This is a genomic window from Halosimplex rarum (assembly GCF_047715405.1).
GTDB classification, from domain to species: domain Archaea; phylum Halobacteriota; class Halobacteria; order Halobacteriales; family Haloarculaceae; genus Halosimplex; species Halosimplex rarum.
Genome location: NZ_CP180412.1, coordinates 4,072,058 through 4,087,792 on the forward strand (window position 1 = coordinate 4,072,058; position 15,735 = coordinate 4,087,792).

14 protein-coding genes are annotated in these 15,735 nt (G+C 68.0%); 9 read left to right on the top strand and 5 right to left on the bottom strand.

The annotated features are described in order from the left end of the window. Positions 1 to 4: 4 nt before the first annotated feature. Positions 5 to 535, bottom strand: coding sequence for a metal-dependent hydrolase (locus ACMGFH_RS19400; RefSeq protein WP_415380215.1), 531 nt, complete (start codon positions 533 to 535; stop codon positions 5 to 7). Next, positions 528 to 1,058: a hypothetical protein gene (locus ACMGFH_RS19405; protein WP_415380217.1), complete on the bottom strand. Its 531-nt coding sequence runs from the start codon at positions 1,056 to 1,058 to the stop codon at positions 528 to 530. Before ACMGFH_RS19405 ends, ACMGFH_RS19400 begins: the two co-directional genes overlap by 8 nt. 89 nt (positions 1,059 to 1,147) lie before the next feature. On the opposite strand from ACMGFH_RS19405, the gene trmY reads away from it, so the two are divergent. The 6 genes from trmY (at position 1,148) to ACMGFH_RS19435 (ending at position 8,897) form a co-directional block, all read left to right on the top strand. Continuing rightward, the gene (gene trmY / locus ACMGFH_RS19410; protein ID WP_415380219.1) at positions 1,148 to 1,744 is read left to right on the top strand and encodes a tRNA (pseudouridine(54)-N(1))-methyltransferase TrmY; all 597 of its coding nucleotides are present in this window, start codon (positions 1,148 to 1,150) and stop codon (positions 1,742 to 1,744) included. A 201-nt stretch (positions 1,745 to 1,945) separates the two neighbouring features. Continuing rightward, positions 1,946 to 2,674 carry a helix-turn-helix domain-containing protein gene (locus ACMGFH_RS19415; RefSeq protein WP_415380221.1) on the top strand — a complete coding sequence of 243 codons (729 nt, stop codon included), beginning with the start codon at positions 1,946 to 1,948 and terminating at the stop codon, positions 2,672 to 2,674. Positions 2,675 to 2,971: 297 nt separating this feature from the next. After that, on the top strand, positions 2,972 to 4,876 hold the full coding sequence (locus tag ACMGFH_RS19420; RefSeq protein WP_415380223.1) for an ABC transporter substrate-binding protein: 1,905 nt from the start codon (positions 2,972 to 2,974) through the stop codon (positions 4,874 to 4,876). A 15-nt stretch (positions 4,877 to 4,891) separates the two neighbouring features. Then, positions 4,892 to 5,875: an ABC transporter permease gene (locus ACMGFH_RS19425; protein ID WP_415380224.1), complete on the top strand. Its 984-nt coding sequence runs from the start codon at positions 4,892 to 4,894 to the stop codon at positions 5,873 to 5,875. Continuing rightward, positions 5,875 to 6,795, top strand: a complete 921-nt coding sequence (locus tag ACMGFH_RS19430; RefSeq protein ID WP_415380226.1) for an ABC transporter permease — start codon at positions 5,875 to 5,877, stop codon at positions 6,793 to 6,795. Before ACMGFH_RS19425 ends, ACMGFH_RS19430 begins: the two co-directional genes overlap by 1 nt. Then, the gene (locus ACMGFH_RS19435) at positions 6,792 to 8,897 is read left to right on the top strand and encodes a dipeptide ABC transporter ATP-binding protein (protein WP_415380228.1); all 2,106 of its coding nucleotides are present in this window, start codon (positions 6,792 to 6,794) and stop codon (positions 8,895 to 8,897) included. The genes ACMGFH_RS19430 and ACMGFH_RS19435 overlap by 4 nt, the downstream gene beginning before the upstream one ends. A gap of 92 nt (positions 8,898 to 8,989) precedes the next feature. Here ACMGFH_RS19435 and ACMGFH_RS19440 read toward each other — a convergent pair whose 3' ends face one another. Then, positions 8,990 to 11,158: an acetate--CoA ligase family protein gene (locus ACMGFH_RS19440; protein WP_415380230.1), complete on the bottom strand. Its 2,169-nt coding sequence runs from the start codon at positions 11,156 to 11,158 to the stop codon at positions 8,990 to 8,992. Positions 11,159 to 11,287: 129 nt separating this feature from the next. On the opposite strand from ACMGFH_RS19440, the gene ACMGFH_RS19445 reads away from it, so the two are divergent. Together ACMGFH_RS19445 and ACMGFH_RS19450 are read left to right on the top strand one after the other, a co-directional pair. Beyond that, positions 11,288 to 12,094: an MBL fold metallo-hydrolase gene (locus ACMGFH_RS19445; RefSeq protein ID WP_415380233.1), complete on the top strand. Its 807-nt coding sequence runs from the start codon at positions 11,288 to 11,290 to the stop codon at positions 12,092 to 12,094. A gap of 36 nt (positions 12,095 to 12,130) precedes the next feature. Next, complete coding sequence (locus ACMGFH_RS19450) at positions 12,131 to 12,871, top strand: MBL fold metallo-hydrolase (protein ID WP_415380235.1); 741 nt, start codon at positions 12,131 to 12,133, stop codon at positions 12,869 to 12,871. A gap of 31 nt (positions 12,872 to 12,902) precedes the next feature. On the opposite strand, the gene ACMGFH_RS19455 is transcribed toward ACMGFH_RS19450, so the two are convergent. After that, the gene (locus ACMGFH_RS19455) at positions 12,903 to 13,775 is read right to left on the bottom strand and encodes a halocarboxylic acid dehydrogenase DehI family protein (protein WP_415380237.1); all 873 of its coding nucleotides are present in this window, start codon (positions 13,773 to 13,775) and stop codon (positions 12,903 to 12,905) included. Between the two features lie 114 nt (positions 13,776 to 13,889). Next, entirely contained in the window at positions 13,890 to 14,744 is an 855-nt protein-coding gene (locus ACMGFH_RS19460; RefSeq protein WP_415380239.1) for an HpcH/HpaI aldolase/citrate lyase family protein, read from the bottom strand. Between the two features lie 193 nt (positions 14,745 to 14,937). On the opposite strand from ACMGFH_RS19460, the gene ACMGFH_RS19465 reads away from it, so the two are divergent. After that, positions 14,938 to 15,714 (top strand): class I SAM-dependent methyltransferase, encoded by a 777-nt coding sequence (locus ACMGFH_RS19465; RefSeq protein WP_415380241.1) that lies wholly within the window; start codon positions 14,938 to 14,940, stop codon positions 15,712 to 15,714. Positions 15,715 to 15,735: the final 21 nt, after the last annotated feature.

Below are 15,735 nucleotides of genomic sequence, written 5' to 3' on the forward strand. Positions count from 1 at the left end.
CCGGTCACGGATCCGCTTCGATCGGGTTCTGACGGTCCTCGGTCGTCGCGTCCCCCCGATTCCGATCGACCGCGAACACGACGCCGGCGACGGCGATGGCGACGAGAACGATCCGCGGGTCGGACGTGACGTAGAGGCTGGGCGTCGGGGGTCGCCACCACGTGAACGGGTAAAGCCATGGGCCTGCGCGCCCGTCGGCGTAGACGCGGAGCCCGTCGAGAACGAGCGAGGTGACGCCGCCAACGACCAGAAATGCGTAGGCGTGCCGCCAGTGTCGGCGGGCGAATACGAGCGTGATCGCCGCCGCGATCAGGAGCACGCCGCCCAGTGTGCTCACCGGGCCGTAGCTGAACTGGACGCCGAGCACCCCCTCGACGACCGCCGAGTCGAGGACGAGTTCGGTCTTCACGAGGTCCGGAATCGCGCCGCCGCACATCCCGACGGCGACCCACCGCGGCGTGAGCGACTCGAATCGCCAGCTCGCCACCGTGAGCAGAACGTACACCGCGAGGACGTGGGTCAGCAGATCAGCCATCCGCGCTCACCTCGGATCCCCTGTCCGGCTCCGCCTCGGCCCCGCCATCGGGTCTCGTCTCGAATGCGACCCCCTCGGGGTCGAATCGCCACCTCCTGAAGAAAGCCGCGAGGACGAGGACCGCGCCGACGGCGGAGACCGCGTACTTGTACGGCTTCGACCCGCCGGCCGGATTGACGACTTCGACGTTCGCGGCGACTAACGTATGGTCCGCCCCGAGCGTCCCGTGAACCTGCACGACCCCGCCCGACTGGACGCGCTCGGTGAATCCCTCCACGGTCATCTCGAAGTCCCCCTCGTCTGATTCGACACTGATCGTCGCGCGGTCGGCGGTCGCGTCGACGCGCTCGACAGTTCCGATGACGAACCCGTCCGATCCGACGTGGGCCCCGTAGTCGGTCGCGAGCGCGTCGCTCTCCGGATACGGACTGTGGTCGTCCTCTGTCGCGTCGTAGTGGACGCCGAGGCCGACCACCGCGCAGAGGAGCGCGACGACGCCGACGACTCGCACCAGCGGATGCACGCTCCGGAGTGAGCGGCCCGCCGGAATAACGGTTTCGCGCTCGCGGCGGCTTCGACGGAGGTTTATCCGGATCGCCCGTCCGGTCGGCCATGCGCCAGTTCATCGTCCTCGGGCACGAGGCGCCGACGACCGACGACTTCGCGCTGGACGACATCGCCGGCGGCGCCGGCCGCCTCGACGTCCTCTGTCGCTGCGTCACCTCCGCATTCTTCCTCTCCCACGACATCCGCGAGGACGTCCGCGTCCACCTCGTCCTGCGCGACGAGTTCACGGTGACCTTCGACGGCAGTCGGCTCCGGCGGCTCAACCCCGACGAGCGCTCGACGGCCGCGCTCGTCCGCAACGCCCTCGCCGAGCGCGAGGAGGCCATCGGCCACCAGCCCGTCGAGACCTCGCCCGGCGTCTCGCTCACTCGCCGCGGCTTCGAACCGACGCTCGACGACGCCGCCCGCGGCGGCACCGTCGTCCACCTCCACGAGAACGGCGACCCCGTCGTCGACGTCGAACCGCCCGCAGACCCGGTGTTCGTGCTCTCGGACCACCACGACTTCGCGGATCGCGAAGCGGACCTGCTGGCCGAGGCTGCGGACGAGCGGGTCCGGCTGGGTCCCGAAGCGTTGCACGCCGACCACGCGATCACGGTGGCGCACAACTACCTCGACACCGACGGGTTCGAGCGGTACTGACGGGCCTCGCGGACTCACTCCGCGTTCGGCTGAGTGACGGGGACCCACTCCGCTTTCGACGAGTTGGCACGGGAATGCGTCGCGTTCGTGGACTGCGGATTCGGTCCGAACTCGCAGAATCGGTCAGACAGCGACACTTTCTTCCGACTTTACTAAAGGGTTAAATATGAGTCGTGGTAACGTGCTCGATACGCGGCCAGGGTGATCCAGATTCTCCGCATCGAGTTCCAGACGAGCGCGTCAGGCGTCGTCAGCGAGCTGATGGCACGGATCCCAGACGTCCGGCGTATCGAGTTCGAGAACGCCTTCTACGCGGACGAGGGAAACTGGATCGAGTCGCTGCTCGTCACGACCGGGACCCCGTTCGACCCGGAGTCGGTGCTCGCGGCGCTCTCGCGGGTCGACCTGTTCCACCACGAGGAAGTGTCGGACGAGTCGGCCGACCGGCGGACCTACCGGCTGACAGTCGTCGCACACGAGCCGTATCCCTTTCTCCTCGGTGTGATACTGCGGGGACAGGCGATCCCGAACCGACTGGAACTCCACGACGGCCACTCCAACGGGGTCGTCACGGTCAAGGAGTGGGAGTCGTTCCGGACGCTCGCGGACAGGATCCAGGAACAGTTCGGGCGGTTCGAACTCCTGAGCGTGAACCAGGTCGAGACCACGGGCGAGGCGCTCGGAAGCGGCCAGCTCGGGCGGGTACTGCGCAACGAACTCTCCCAGGACCAGCTGACCGTCCTCCGGACCGCTCACCGGCTGGGGTACTTCGACGTGCCGCGACGGGCGTCGGCCGACGACATCGCCACCGAACTCGACATCGCCCAGTCGACGCTCAGCGAACGCCTGCGTCTCGCCGAGAAACACGTCTTCGACCTGATTTTCTCGGTCTCCGAGAACGCGCCGAACGGCGACGCCGACGAGACGTAATCGAACCTTTCGCTGCCCCGTTCGCTCGAGGAGTGTCGATGCGAGCACATTTAGTGACCGTGAGAATGTCTATCGAGAGGGCCACCACTCTCCGGGTTCTGCCCCGTGGTACCTTCCCCCGATATCGGGGTACCTAATAAAGGATGATGATGATTGGGCCCCATCGGGGGCAGGTTCAGGCAAGTCCCATCGAAAGCCACGGGTGCAATGGTGCAGGACAGACCCTTGGAGATCGAGACGGGGAAGACATCGCGACGACGATTCATTCGGATCGCGGGCGCGGCAGGACTCGCAGGGATGGCGGGTTGCCCAGGCGATCAGAACGGCGACGGAACTGCCGGTGACGGTGGCGACGGGACTGCCGGTGACGGCGGGGACGGAACCGCCGGCGACGGTGGTGACGGCGGCGGTGGCGGCGGTGGCGACGGCAATTCCATCGAGTCGCGGTTCTGGGACGAGTGGCCGGTCGACACGAAAGGCGTCGACGTCAACGACGAGGCCGTCAAGTTCGAGTACACCATGGTAGAGGGCGAGGCGGTCCCCGAAGTAGACACACATTTCGCGCAGGCGGAGACGCCGTGGATGCGCGAGCACGCGCTGATGACACAGCAGTCGTTCAACGACATCGGCGTGCCGGTCAACCTGGTCAACGTGCAGCCGAGCACTCGCTACGGTGAGTTCTGGCGGGCCGACATCGGTCACCCCGTGCCCGTGGTGATGAACCTCCACGGACCGGACCCCCAGCGCGGGCTGGACCCGAACCCGTTCCTGATGCGGGCCCACCCGGCGACAGGCGGGAACTACTACAACTACAAGAACGACGAGATCACGGAGCTCCTCGACGAGCAGGCCCAGACCATCGGCGACCAGCAGGCGCGCGCGGAGATCTGTCACGAGATCCAGCAGAAGCTCAGCGAGGACGCGTACGTCATCGCCTCGAACTTCCCCGACGTCATCAACGTCGCGAACACGGCGAACTGGGAGGGGTACGTCCCGACGCCCGGCAACGGGACGACCCGTGACTCGTTCATCTGGACGCAGGTGAACCTCCAGCCCACGGGCGATTCGACGACCTGGGTGAAAGGCGTCACCTCCGGGATGCAGGGGACGAACCTCCCGTGGTCCAGCGGCGGACAGGAAGAGAAGCGGCTTTTGAACGTCTACGACGGGCTGTACGACGCGTCGCCGCAACTGGAGATCGTCCCCGGGCTGGCGACCGGCCACGAGGTCGTCGACGACACGACAGTCGAGATGGACCTCCGCGAGGGCGTCACCTGGCACGACGGCGAGTCGTTCTCCCCGGAGGACGTCAAGTTCAGCGTCGAGAAGTACCAACAGCACACGGCGCCCCAGCAGGGGCCGTTCTACACCCCGATCGAGAGCGTCGAGGTGCTCTCTGAGAACGGCGGCGGGCGCGTCCGGTTCAACCTCACACAGCCCGACGCGGCGTTTCTCACCCAGCGGGCGGTCCGGAGCGCGATCATCCCGAAACACCACTGGGACGACATCGACAGCCCCGGGCAGCACAACCCGGACAACCCGGTCGGCACCGGTCCGTTCCAGTTCGAGAGCTGGTCGCAGGGCGAGGAACTCCGCCTCACGAAACACGAGAACCACTGGCTGTGGGACGACGACACCCGCCGGGAGATCATGGGCGAAGAGCACTTCGTCCCGGGCGACGGCATCGACGGGATGGTCGAGGCCAACGTCGGCAACGTCTCGACGCTCATCGGGGCGATGCAGTCGGGCGACATCGACGCCATCGGGACCACGGTCTCGAACCAGCAGGCCGAACGCGCGGCCAATTCGAGCGGCGTCGAGAAACAGATCTCGGAGAACTACGTCCCCACGGACGTCCACCTCAACCACATCGTCCCGCTGTTCCGGGACAAGACGTTCCGCGTGGCGCTGAGCCACGCCGTCGACAAGCAGGGATTCGTCGACAACACGCTCGGGGGCCGGGGAACTGCCATCGAGGGCCAGAACCTGATCACGCCGCTGCTGAACCCCTACTACACGGAGGTCGAACCGTACGAGTACGACGTCGACCAGGCCCGGACGCTGCTCCAGCAGGCGGGCTACACCTTCAACGGCGACGACATGCTCGTCTGCCCCCAGGGCGACGCCTGGGACGCCTTCGCCGAACGCGTCGAGAACGGCCACGCGAGCCGCTCTGACCTCGACCAGCCGGACTTCTCGTAAGGGCCCTCATCCACCATGAGCTTTCGACGATTCCTGATAAAACGAACCCTCATCGCCGCGGTGCTGACGCTGATAGCCGTCAGCGTCATCTTCGCCACGCTCCGACTGCTGCCCGCCGACCCGTTCAGCGGGCTCGTCGCCTCGGGCGCGCTCACACCGGAGCAAGTCGAAGACGTCCGCGCGATGTACGGGCTCGACGAACCGATATACGTACAGTACATCAAGTACATCCAGAACCTGTTCACGTTCCAGTTCGGGATCTCGCTGACCCAGCAGCGGCCGGTCGGGGAGATCATCGTTCCCGCGCTGATGAACACGATGGTCCTGCTGTTGCCCGCGCTCGTCGTGACGGCGATCGTCAGTTCGCTCGCCGGCATGTACGCCGGGTGGAACCGCGGGTCGTGGTTCGAGCAGTCGAGCATCGTCGTGACCACCGTCTTCCGCGCGGTCCCGATCTTCGTGACGGGCATCTTCTTCCTCATCATCTTCTCCTACGGGCTGAACTGGCTCCCGGCGTTCGGGATGCGCAGTTCGCTGGCGAACCCGGACGGGTACCTCGAGACGTACCTCTCGGTGGACTTCCTGAAACACTACATCCTCCCGTTCAGCGCGACGGTGTTGTTCTACAGCGGCGACTTCCTGATGCTGGCCCGCAACTCCGTCGTCGAGCGGAAGGGCTCGGAGTTCCTCATGCTCCACCGCGCGAAGGGCCTCTCGGACATGGAGCAACTCGGCCGCGCCGGCCGCAACTCCCTGCTACCGCTGGTGACGTACTTCGCGCTCCGGACGGGGATGCTCTTCCAGGGCGTCATCACGCTGGAAGTCGTCTTCGCGTGGCCGGGCATCGGCCGCGCGCTCGTCCAGGCTATCCTCAACCAGGACTACCCCACGGTGCAGGCGGCCGTGTTCATCATGGCGCTGGCGGTCATCGTGATGAACCTCACCGCCGACGTGGCGTACGCGAAACTCGACCCGACCGTCGAGGCAGGTGACGTCTGATGTCAGGATACGCATTCGACACCGACACCGCGAAGGACCGACTCCGCTCGGAACTCGGGCGCGCCAGACGGACGCTGAGCGTCGTCCTCGAGGACAACGCGGCGAAGGTCGGCTTCGTTATCATCGTCGTGTTCGGGTTCCTCGGTGTCTTCGGGCCGTACATCGCTCCGTACCACCCGATCGAAGACACCCTGCAACGGGGCGGGACGATGATGCGCCTGCAGTCGCCGGGCGGGAAGGCGATACTCGGCACGACGTCGTTCGGCAAGGACGTCCTGAGCCAGTTCCTCGCCGGCGCGCGACCGACGCTGATCGTCGGCCTGTTCGGCGGCGTCGGGACGGGCGTGCTGGGCTTCCTCGTCGGCCTCACGAGCGGCTACTTCGGCGGCCGTGTCGACGAGTTCCTGATGCGGCTGACGGACCTGACGTTCGCGCTGCCGTTCCTGCCGATGGCGCTGGTGATCCTCTCGTTCATCACGCCGAGCATCTGGGTGATCACCGCCGTGCTGGTCGTCTTCCTGTGGAAGATGCCCGCGCGGGTCATCCGCTCGGAGGTGATGACGGTCAAAGAGCGGACGTTCGTCAAGTCGGCCCGCGCGAGGGGCGCCGGTCACCTGCGGACGATGTTCCTGCACGTCGCGCCGAACGTGCTCGGGATCGGCTTCCTGTACACCGCCTACGCCGTCGGCTGGTCGATCGTCGCCGGGGCGTCGCTCGCCTTCCTCGGCTTCGGCGACCCGACGACCACCTCCTGGGGCCGGATGCTCCAGCAGGTGTTCCGTTCGGGCGCTATCCGCGTCGCCTGGTGGTGGGTCCTGCCGCCCGCGATCGGTATCGGCGCCATCACGACGGCCGTCTTCCTGGTCGGCCGGGCGTTCGAGGAGATAGTCAACCCCGACCTACAAACGGAGCAAGAATGAGTCTACTCGAAGTTGACGACGTGAAGATCACGTATCGCATGCCGGGCAGCGACGTCCACGCGGTCAACAACGTCTCCTTCACCATCGACGAGGGGGACACCTACGGGCTCGTCGGCGAGTCCGGCTGCGGGAAGTCGACGCTGGCGAAGTCCATCCTCGGGCTGCTCGACCCCAACGGCGATATCCGCTCGGGCAGCATCCGCTTCGACGGCCGGGAGATGATCGACCTCTCCGAGAAGGACTGGATGTCCGTCCGCTGGGAGGACATCGCCTACATCCCGCAGAGCGCGATGGACTCGCTCGACCCCGTGATGTCCGTCGGCGCGCAGATCCGCCAGGCCATCCGCAAACACCGCGACGTGTCGAAGGCGAGCGCGAACGAGCGCGTCGCCGAGGTGTTCGAGATGGTCGGCCTCGACCCCGCCCGGACCGACGACTACCCCCACCAGTTCTCCGGCGGGATGCGCCAGCGCGTCACCATCGCGATGGCGCTCGCGCTCGACCCGGACCTGCTCATCGCGGACGAGCCGACGACCGGGCTGGACGTGATCGTCCAGGACAAGATCATGGACAAACTGATGGAGATCCAGGAGAAGACCGGGAGTTCGCTCCTGATGATCACCCACGACGTGGGCGTCGTCGCCGAGTCGTGCGACGAGGTGTCGGTGCTGTACGGCGGGAAGGTGATGGAACAGGGCGACACGGACCACGTCTTCCGCACGCCGACCAATCCCTACACGATGGGGCTGAAAAACGCCTTCCCGGAGGTCGACGAGTTCGACCAGCAGGCCATCTCGATCCCCGGGTCGCTTCCGGACCTCATCGGCGAGCCGACCGGCTGCGTGTTCCGCAACCGGTGTCCGTTCTCCACCGAGCAGTGCGAGGAGGCCCATCCGCCGCTCGTCCAAGCCAACGGACAGCTGTCGGCCTGTTACTACACCGACGAGGCCGACGAGATGCGCGGCGAGGCCGACGACCCCCAGACCTGGGGGATCGAGGCCCGCGAGGAACGCGATCGGTCGGCGGGTCCCGGCGACGTCATCCTCGAGACGGACGGCCTCGAGAAGTGGTTCAGACAGCCCCAGGGCATCCTCGACGACCTGCGCGGCAGGGAACCGAACTACGTGAAGGCGGTCAACGACGTCGACCTCACCGTCCGCGAGGGGGAGATCCTCGGGGTCGCCGGCGAGTCCGGCTGTGGGAAGTCGACGCTGGCCGAGGTGATCGCCGCGCTCCAGGAGCGGACCGGCGGCGAGATCTACATCGACGGGACGCCGGTCGACGAGCTACTGGCCGAGAGCACCAGGAAATTCCGCTCGAAGGTGCAGTTCATCTTCCAGGACCCCTTCGACTCGCTCAACCCGCGCCAGCGGGTCCGCGCGGCGGTCTCGGAACCGCTGAAGATCCAGGGCCACGACCGCGAGACCATCGACCGACGGGTCAGGCAGACGATCGAGGACGTCGGGCTGGACCCGGCCGAGAAGTACCTCGACAAGCTCCCGGCGCAACTGTCGGGCGGGGAGCGCCAGCGCGTGGCCATCGCGCAGGCGCTCGTGCTCGAACCGCAGCTGCTCATCTGCGACGAGCCGGCGTCGATGCTCGACGTCTCGCTGAAGGCCAACATCCTCAACATCCTCCGCGACATGGCCGACGACCGCGACATCGGCATCGTATACATCTCTCACGACCTGGCGAGCCTCACGCAGATCGCCGACCGCCTCGCGGTGATGTACCTCGGCAAGATCGCCGAGCTCGGGGCCACCGAAGACGTCGTCCGCACGCCGAAACACCCCTACACGGCGTCGCTGCTGGCGGCCTCGCCGAAGACCGACCCCGACGTCGACCGCCAGCGGGTGCTGTTGCCCGGCGAACCGCCGAACCCGGTCAACCTCCCCGACGGGTGTAACTTCGCGCCACGGTGCCCGAAATCCCGGGAAGCGTGTCGCGGTGAGGAACCGGCCCGAGACGTGTTCGAGGACGGAGACCACGAGGCGGCCTGCTACTTCCCCGTCGACGACGTCGAGAGCGAACTGCTGGAGCAGTACGCCGAGGAGCACGAAGAGACGGTTTCGGGAGTCGTCAGCGACGAAGCGACGCCGTAGCAGCCCGTCTATCGCCGCCGCTTCCTGTTTTTCGGCTCGTCGGTGCGAAACTGACTCCGCGAACTGCAGAACGCTCCCGGAAAAGAAGCCGTTCAGTCGCGCGTCCGGAGAAGCGCGTCGACCGCGATAGGTCCGTCCTCAGTGACGACGACCGGGTTGAGGTCGAGTTCGGCCACCGCGTCGACGGCGGCGGCCAGGTTCCCGACGTTCACGAGCAGGTCGGCGACGGCGTCAACGGACAGCGCCTCGCCCCCGCGACGGTCGGTCAGCAGCGTCGCGAGCGCGGTGCCTTCGACGGCACGGCGCGCGTCGGCCCGCGAGAACGGCGGGACGAGCGTCGCGCTCTCGTCGAGCGCCTCGACGAGGACGCCGCCCGGTCCGACGGTGACGAGCGACCCGAACACGTCGCCCGGCACGACCCCGAGGATGGCCTCGACGCCGTCGCCGACCATCGGCTGGACGAGGACGCCCGCCACGTCGTCCGCGTCGGCGTGCGCCAGCGCTGCGTCCATCACGTCCGCGTACGCCTCGCGGACCGCCTCGGGCGAGTCGAGACCGAGTTCCACGGCGCCGATGTCAGTCCGATGGGGGAGCGCCGGCGAGTCGATCTTCAGCACGACCGGGTAGCCGACCGCTTCGGCGGCCGCGACGGCTTCGTCGGCGTCGGTCGCCACCCGCGTCTCGACGACGGGCACGTCGTAGGCGTCGAGTACCGGCTCGGTCGCTTCCCACGTCAGGACGCGACCGCGGGGAAGGTCGAAGTCCGGCGCGTCCGCCTCTTCCGCGCGGTCCGCGGCGAGGTCGGCTCTGGACGGTTGGTCGGCCAACCGCTCGCGGTCGGCGACGTACTCGGTCGTCGAGGCGACCGCGTCGAGGCAGCGGCCGGGATCCTCGTACACCGGCACCGACTCGCGCAGCCGGGCGTAGGGCGGCGTTACCGTCGGGTCGTCCGGCTCCTTCCGACCGGTCCAGAGCACGTAGACGGGCGCCTCTGCCTCGGTGACGATGGTTTCGAGGTCGGCGGCGATGGTCTCGGCGCGCTCGTCGACGCCGGGGAGGCCGATGGCGAAGACGTAGGCGTCGAAGGCGTCGTCGGCGAGGACGGCGTCGGCGATCGCCGGGAGCACCTCCGCGCCGTAGCCGCGGATGTCCGCGGGGTTGTGGAACTCCCCGTAGGTCAGGAGTTCGTCCATGTCGAGCAGCGTCTGCTCGGTCTCACCGTCGATGTCGGGGAGCGCGAGGTCCCGTTCGGCGGCCATGTCCGCCAGGAGGCTCGCGAGGCCGCCGCTGGTCGAGGCGATACAGACGCGGTCGCCGTCGGGTTCGTCGTAGGCGGTGTGGGCGGTCGCCCGCGAGAGCAGGTCCGGGATGTCCGGGACCCGCTGGACGCCGGTCTGGTCGAACGCCGCCGCCCACGCGTCGTCGCTGCCGGTGAGCGACCCGGTGTGCGACAGGGTTGCCTCTTCGGCGAGGTCGGACTGGCCGATCTTCACCGTCAGCACGGGCGTCCCGCCGCGAGTCGCCCGCTCGGCGACGCGCATGAATCGCTCGGGGTCGTCGATCCCCTCGACGTAGGTACAGACCACGTCGACGGTGTCTTGCTCGGCGAGGTAGGCGACGTAGTCGGTCAGCGTCAGGTCGGCCTCGTTGCCCGTCGAGACGATGTGGCTGAAGTGCAGGTCCCGGTCGGCCGCCCGCTCGAAGAAGGTCGTGAACGCCAGCGCGCCGGACTGGCTGACGAGGCCGATGCGACCCGGTTCCGGCTTGCGCGAACAGGTCGAGGTGAGCGTCGCGCCCCGGGCGTTCATCACGCCGATGCAGTTCGGGCCGACGACGCGGATGCCGGCGTCGGCGGCCGTCTCGGCGAGTCTCGCCTCCAGTTCGGCCCCCTCCTCGTCGGCCTCGGAGAACCCAGCGGTGAGGACGAGCGCCGTCGGGACGCCCCGCTCGCCCGCGGATTGCACCACGTCGACGACGTACTCCCGCGGGACGCTCACGACGGCGAGATCGACCGTCTCGGGCACGTCGTCGATATCGTCGTAGCACTCGCGGCCCCACACTTCGTCCCGGCCGGGGTTGACGGGGTAGAGCGTCCCGTCGAAGCCGTAGTCGAGGAGGTTGTCCACGAGGTTGCCCGAGTAGAACGAGTCGGGACTGGCGCCGACGACGGCGACCGAGTCCGGGTCGAACAGCGGGTCGAGTTTCGGCGTGCGGCCCGCCGCGCCGCTCGCGGCGGGACCGTCCGCTCCGTTTCCGGTCATGACGGTCGACCCTTCCGCAGACGCGGGCCTGAAGGTGCTCCCGATGGCGGCCGGTCATCATCGGCAGTTAAGTAGGGGTCCGCGAACCGTCACTACGGCTTTAGTGCGTTCCTCGCCACCTGCGATCACATGCCACGCGAAATCGCGCCCGGCGTCCACTGGATATACGAGGCCGGGCCGGACCGAACCGAGTCGTGGGACCTGGCCGACCGCGACCCCGAATGGTACGAGGCCGGGCGGGAGGCGTACGTCCCCCAGTGCGCGTACCTGATCGACGGCGGCGAGGAGACGCTGCTGTTCGACACGCTGTCGCCGGCGAGCACCGACCAGATCCTCGCGGCCATCGACGACCTCGTGGGCGACCGCGGGCTCGACTACCTCGTCGTCTCCCATCCGGACGTGCCACACGCCGGAAACGCGCTCGCGATCCTCGACGAACATCCCGAGACGACGCTCGTCGCGCCGGGCTACGGCAACGACCACGAACTGTACCACCTCGACGAGGGGATCCACGTCACCGAGGGCGACGAGATCGACCTCGGGGACCGGGTCGTCGCGTTCCACGAGGCGACGTTCCTCGACGCGCCCGTCTCGGTGTGGATGACCGAGCGGGAGACGGAGACGCTGTTCCCCGTCGACTGGATGGGGTTCATCCACCTCGACGACGAGAAGCTGACGTTCGTCGACGAGTTGGAGGGGGAGTTCGACGCCAGCCGACTCGTCGAGTTCCACGGCCGCGTCCTCTTCTGGTACCAGTACGTCGACGTCGAGAAGACCAACGTCGAGATCGACAACCTCGTCGAGAAGTTCGATCCGGAGATAATCGCGCCGGCCCATGGCCTCGTCATCCGCGAGGACGCCACCGACTACATGGAACTGATGAAAGACGTGACCCGGACCATCGACGACCAGGGACGCATCGGGACGCTCGGGTGATCAGATGACTGCACACAGCACCAACGGAGGACATCCATGACGGTACAGGTCACGGACCGCGTCGAGTGGATCAACCAGTGTTACGACCACGAGGGGAGCCACGAGCACGTCTCGCTGTACCTCCTGCGCGCGCCGGAGGGCACGGTCCTGATCGACTCGGGATCGTTCTACCACCGCGAGGAGATCACAGCGGCCGTCGACGAGGCGACCGACGGCGAGGGACCGGACGCGATCATCCTGTCGCACTCCGACTACCCCCACGCGGCGAACGTCTCGCCGCTGGGCGGCGACACCGAGGACGTCGAACTCGTCGCGTCGTCGGCCTCGCCCGCCCAGCAGGGGCTTCCCGACGCCCGAAAGTGCGACATCGGTGGGTCGCTGACGGTCAAGGGCCGGGAGTTCAGCTTCATCGACCCGCCGCTGGCCGACCGGTCGCACACGACGTGGATCTACGACCACGGCGACGGCGTGCTGTTCACCGCCGACGGCTTCGGCAACTACCACGATCCCGGCCAGTGCGACTATCTGTCGGGCGACTTCCCGGACGTGACGCCCGCGGAGCGAATCTACGAGTACCACCGCGACAACCTCGTCTGGCTGCGCTACGTCGCCCCCGAGAAGGTCGAACGGACGCTGGACGACATCTTCGCCGAGTACGACGTGAACGCCGTCGCCCCGATCCACGGCACCCCCATCGAGGGCGACGACGTCGACACCTACCGCGAGCGGCTCCGCGACGCGATGGAGCGGATCGCCTCGGAGCACGTCGTCGCGTAGTTCGACCACGTCAGGGCCTGCGAAGGTGGTCCTACTCGGGGAACGTCAGCGCGTCGCGCTCCCCCGCGGCGTCCACGGTCGCCGCGAAGACCGGCAACCGCGGGACAACTCTCGTCCCCACGTCGATGAACGTCTCGTAGAGGTCTTGCACCTCAGAGATCGTCTCGTCGTCGAAGCCCATCTCGGTGAGCGCGTCGGGGTCGACTCGCGGCGTGTACGGGAGCCTGTCGAGGAAGGTGTCCGCCAGTTCCAGCGCGTCGGTCTGGGCGGCCACGTATGGTTCGCCCCGGAACATCGGTTCGAGGTCGGTCCACGCCCGCTCCAGGTACGAGGGCCACTGCGCGAGAACGCGGTAGATGCTCGGAACCATGTCGCCGAGCGACGCCTCCAGGTCCTCGGGGAGCACCGCTCGGGCGTCGTCCTGCGACAGCATCGTCGGAGGGCGACCGCGCCCGTCGTCGAGCCACTCGGGGAACGGCGCGGTCGCGGCGCTCGCGTCACCGGCGTCCGACCCCACTGACCGTCCGTTTAGCAGCCGGTACATGAGTTTGAACAGGACGATCAGCCGCGGGCTGACGGCGTCGAACGTGGCGAGTTGACCCCGGAGTTCGGTGAAGGCGCTCGGGGACACGTCCACCGACGCTGGGTCGTACCGCGGGAGCCCATCGTCGACGCCCGAGAGAAGGGTGTCCCGGTAGGCTACGCTGAACGCGGCGAACTCGCGCGTCTGGTAGACGGGTTTGATCTGTCCCCACGCGTACCGGAGGAACTCGGGGACGTGGTGCATCTGGATCCGCCAGATGGAGTTCACCGTCGGCGCGCGGAGCGTCGCCTCGACGTCGTCGTAGAGGCCGCGCTGCCAGCCGCTCGCGTCGGCCTCGTACACTTGCTTCGAGCGGTCCATCGACGGCCCTTGGGGCGGGCCGTGTTAGTGACTATCGCACCCGCAGGGTGTCGGATGGCTCGACGCGCCCGAAGTACTCGTCGGGCCCCGACGTGCTCGTCTGGCCGCGGCCGCTCACCGGATCCCGGCCGCTTCGGCGCGGTCCACGATCTTCCGAGCGCGCTCGACCAGCGGTGGATCGATCATCTGGCCGTCGACGGTGAACACGCCGGCCCCCTCCTCGCTGGCCTGCTCCTGACCGGCGAGCACCGCCTCCGCCCATTCGAGTTCGTCGTCGCCGGGGGTGAACGCCTCGTTGATGACCGGGACCTGGTCGGGGTGGATGGCGAGTTTCCCGTCGAAGCCCAGTTCGACGACGAACGCCGTCTGTTCCCGGAGGCCGTCGGTGTCTGCGATGTCGGTGTAGACGGTGTCGAGCGCGTCGACGCCCGCGGCGGCCGCGGCGACGACCGTCTTCTGCCGGGCGTAGAGCGACTCGGTCTTGTCGTCGGTCACCGTCGCGCCGATGTCGGCGGTGAAGTCCTGGTCGCCGTACGCGACGGCGGTGACGCCGGGCGCGGCGGCGATCTCCTCTACCGAGATGACGCCCGCCGCCGTCTCGATCAGCGGGACGATGTCGACGTCGCCCGCGTCGAGTTCCGCGAGGTGGTGGTGCAGGGCCTCGACTGCCTCGGCGTCGTCGACCTTCGGGAGCAAGATGCTATCGGGCGGATTTCGCACGTCGCCGACGACCGCGTCGACGTCTTCGCGGCCCCGCCCGTCGTACGGATTGACGCGGACGCTGATACTCGGTGTTGGGTCGTCGAGGGCGTCGAGCGTCGATTGGACGGTTCGCCGCGCCTCGTCCTTCGAATCGGGCGCGACCGCGTCTTCGAGGTCGAAGATGACGGTGTCGGCGGCGGTCTCGACGGCCTTCTCCAGCATTTCGCGGTCGTCGCCCGGGGAGTACAGCAGTGAGCGCTGGGCCATGGTGGAGCCACGGTCGCTGCCCCGGAAAAACCCGAGGTCGGTTCCGGGCGTCGGCCGGGCGATCGAGCGGCGCGGTTGCGCTGGGCGGTCTGCGTGCCTGCGAGCGTGCGGTAATCGCGGCCTATCGAGCGCGAGCGGGCGGCTCACGGACGCGGCCAGAACAGCTTAGTCCGAGCGACCGGACGTGGGAGACATGGCTGACGGGGGCGACTCGGATGGCGGCGACCGGAAGCGTTCGACCGCCGCGCACTTCGGCGACCACGCGGCGGCGTACCTCGACAGCGAGGTCCACCGCGCGGGCGACGACCTCGACCAGCTCGGCGAGTGGTGCGCGTCGGCAGAGCGCGGTCTCGATATCGCCACCGGTGCCGGCCACACGGCCGGTGCGCTGGTCGACGCGAGCGTCGAGCGAGTCGTCGCGACCGACGCGGCGCCGGACATGGTCGCGACCGCGACGGCGGCGTTTCCAGTCGTCGAGGGCGTCGTCTGCGACGCCGAGCGACTGCCGTTCGCCGAGGACGGGTTCGACGCGGTGGCCTGTCGCATCGCCGCCCACCACTTCCCGGACCCAGCGGCGTTCGTGGCCGAGGTTGCGCGCGTCCTCGAATCCGGCGGGACCTTCGCCTTCGAAGACAACGTCGCGCCCGCGGACGACGAACTCGACGACTTTCTCAACACCGTCGAGCGCGTCCGCGACCCGACGCACGTCCGCTCGCACGCCGTCGCCGACTGGATCGAGTGGCTCGAGTCGGGGGGGTTCACCGTCGAGACGTCGCGCGTCGTGACCAAGACGCTCGACTACGACGAGTGGGTCGCCAACGTCGACGCCCCAGCCGAGCGCCGCGAGCGTATCGAAGCCGCGTTCGACGACCCGCCGCCCGGCGCCGTGGAGACGTTCGAACTGACCTACGAGGACGGCGAGATCGAGTCGTTCGCCAATCTCAAACTGCTCGTCCGGGCGACTCGGTGAGCGGCGTCCCCACCCGCGGAG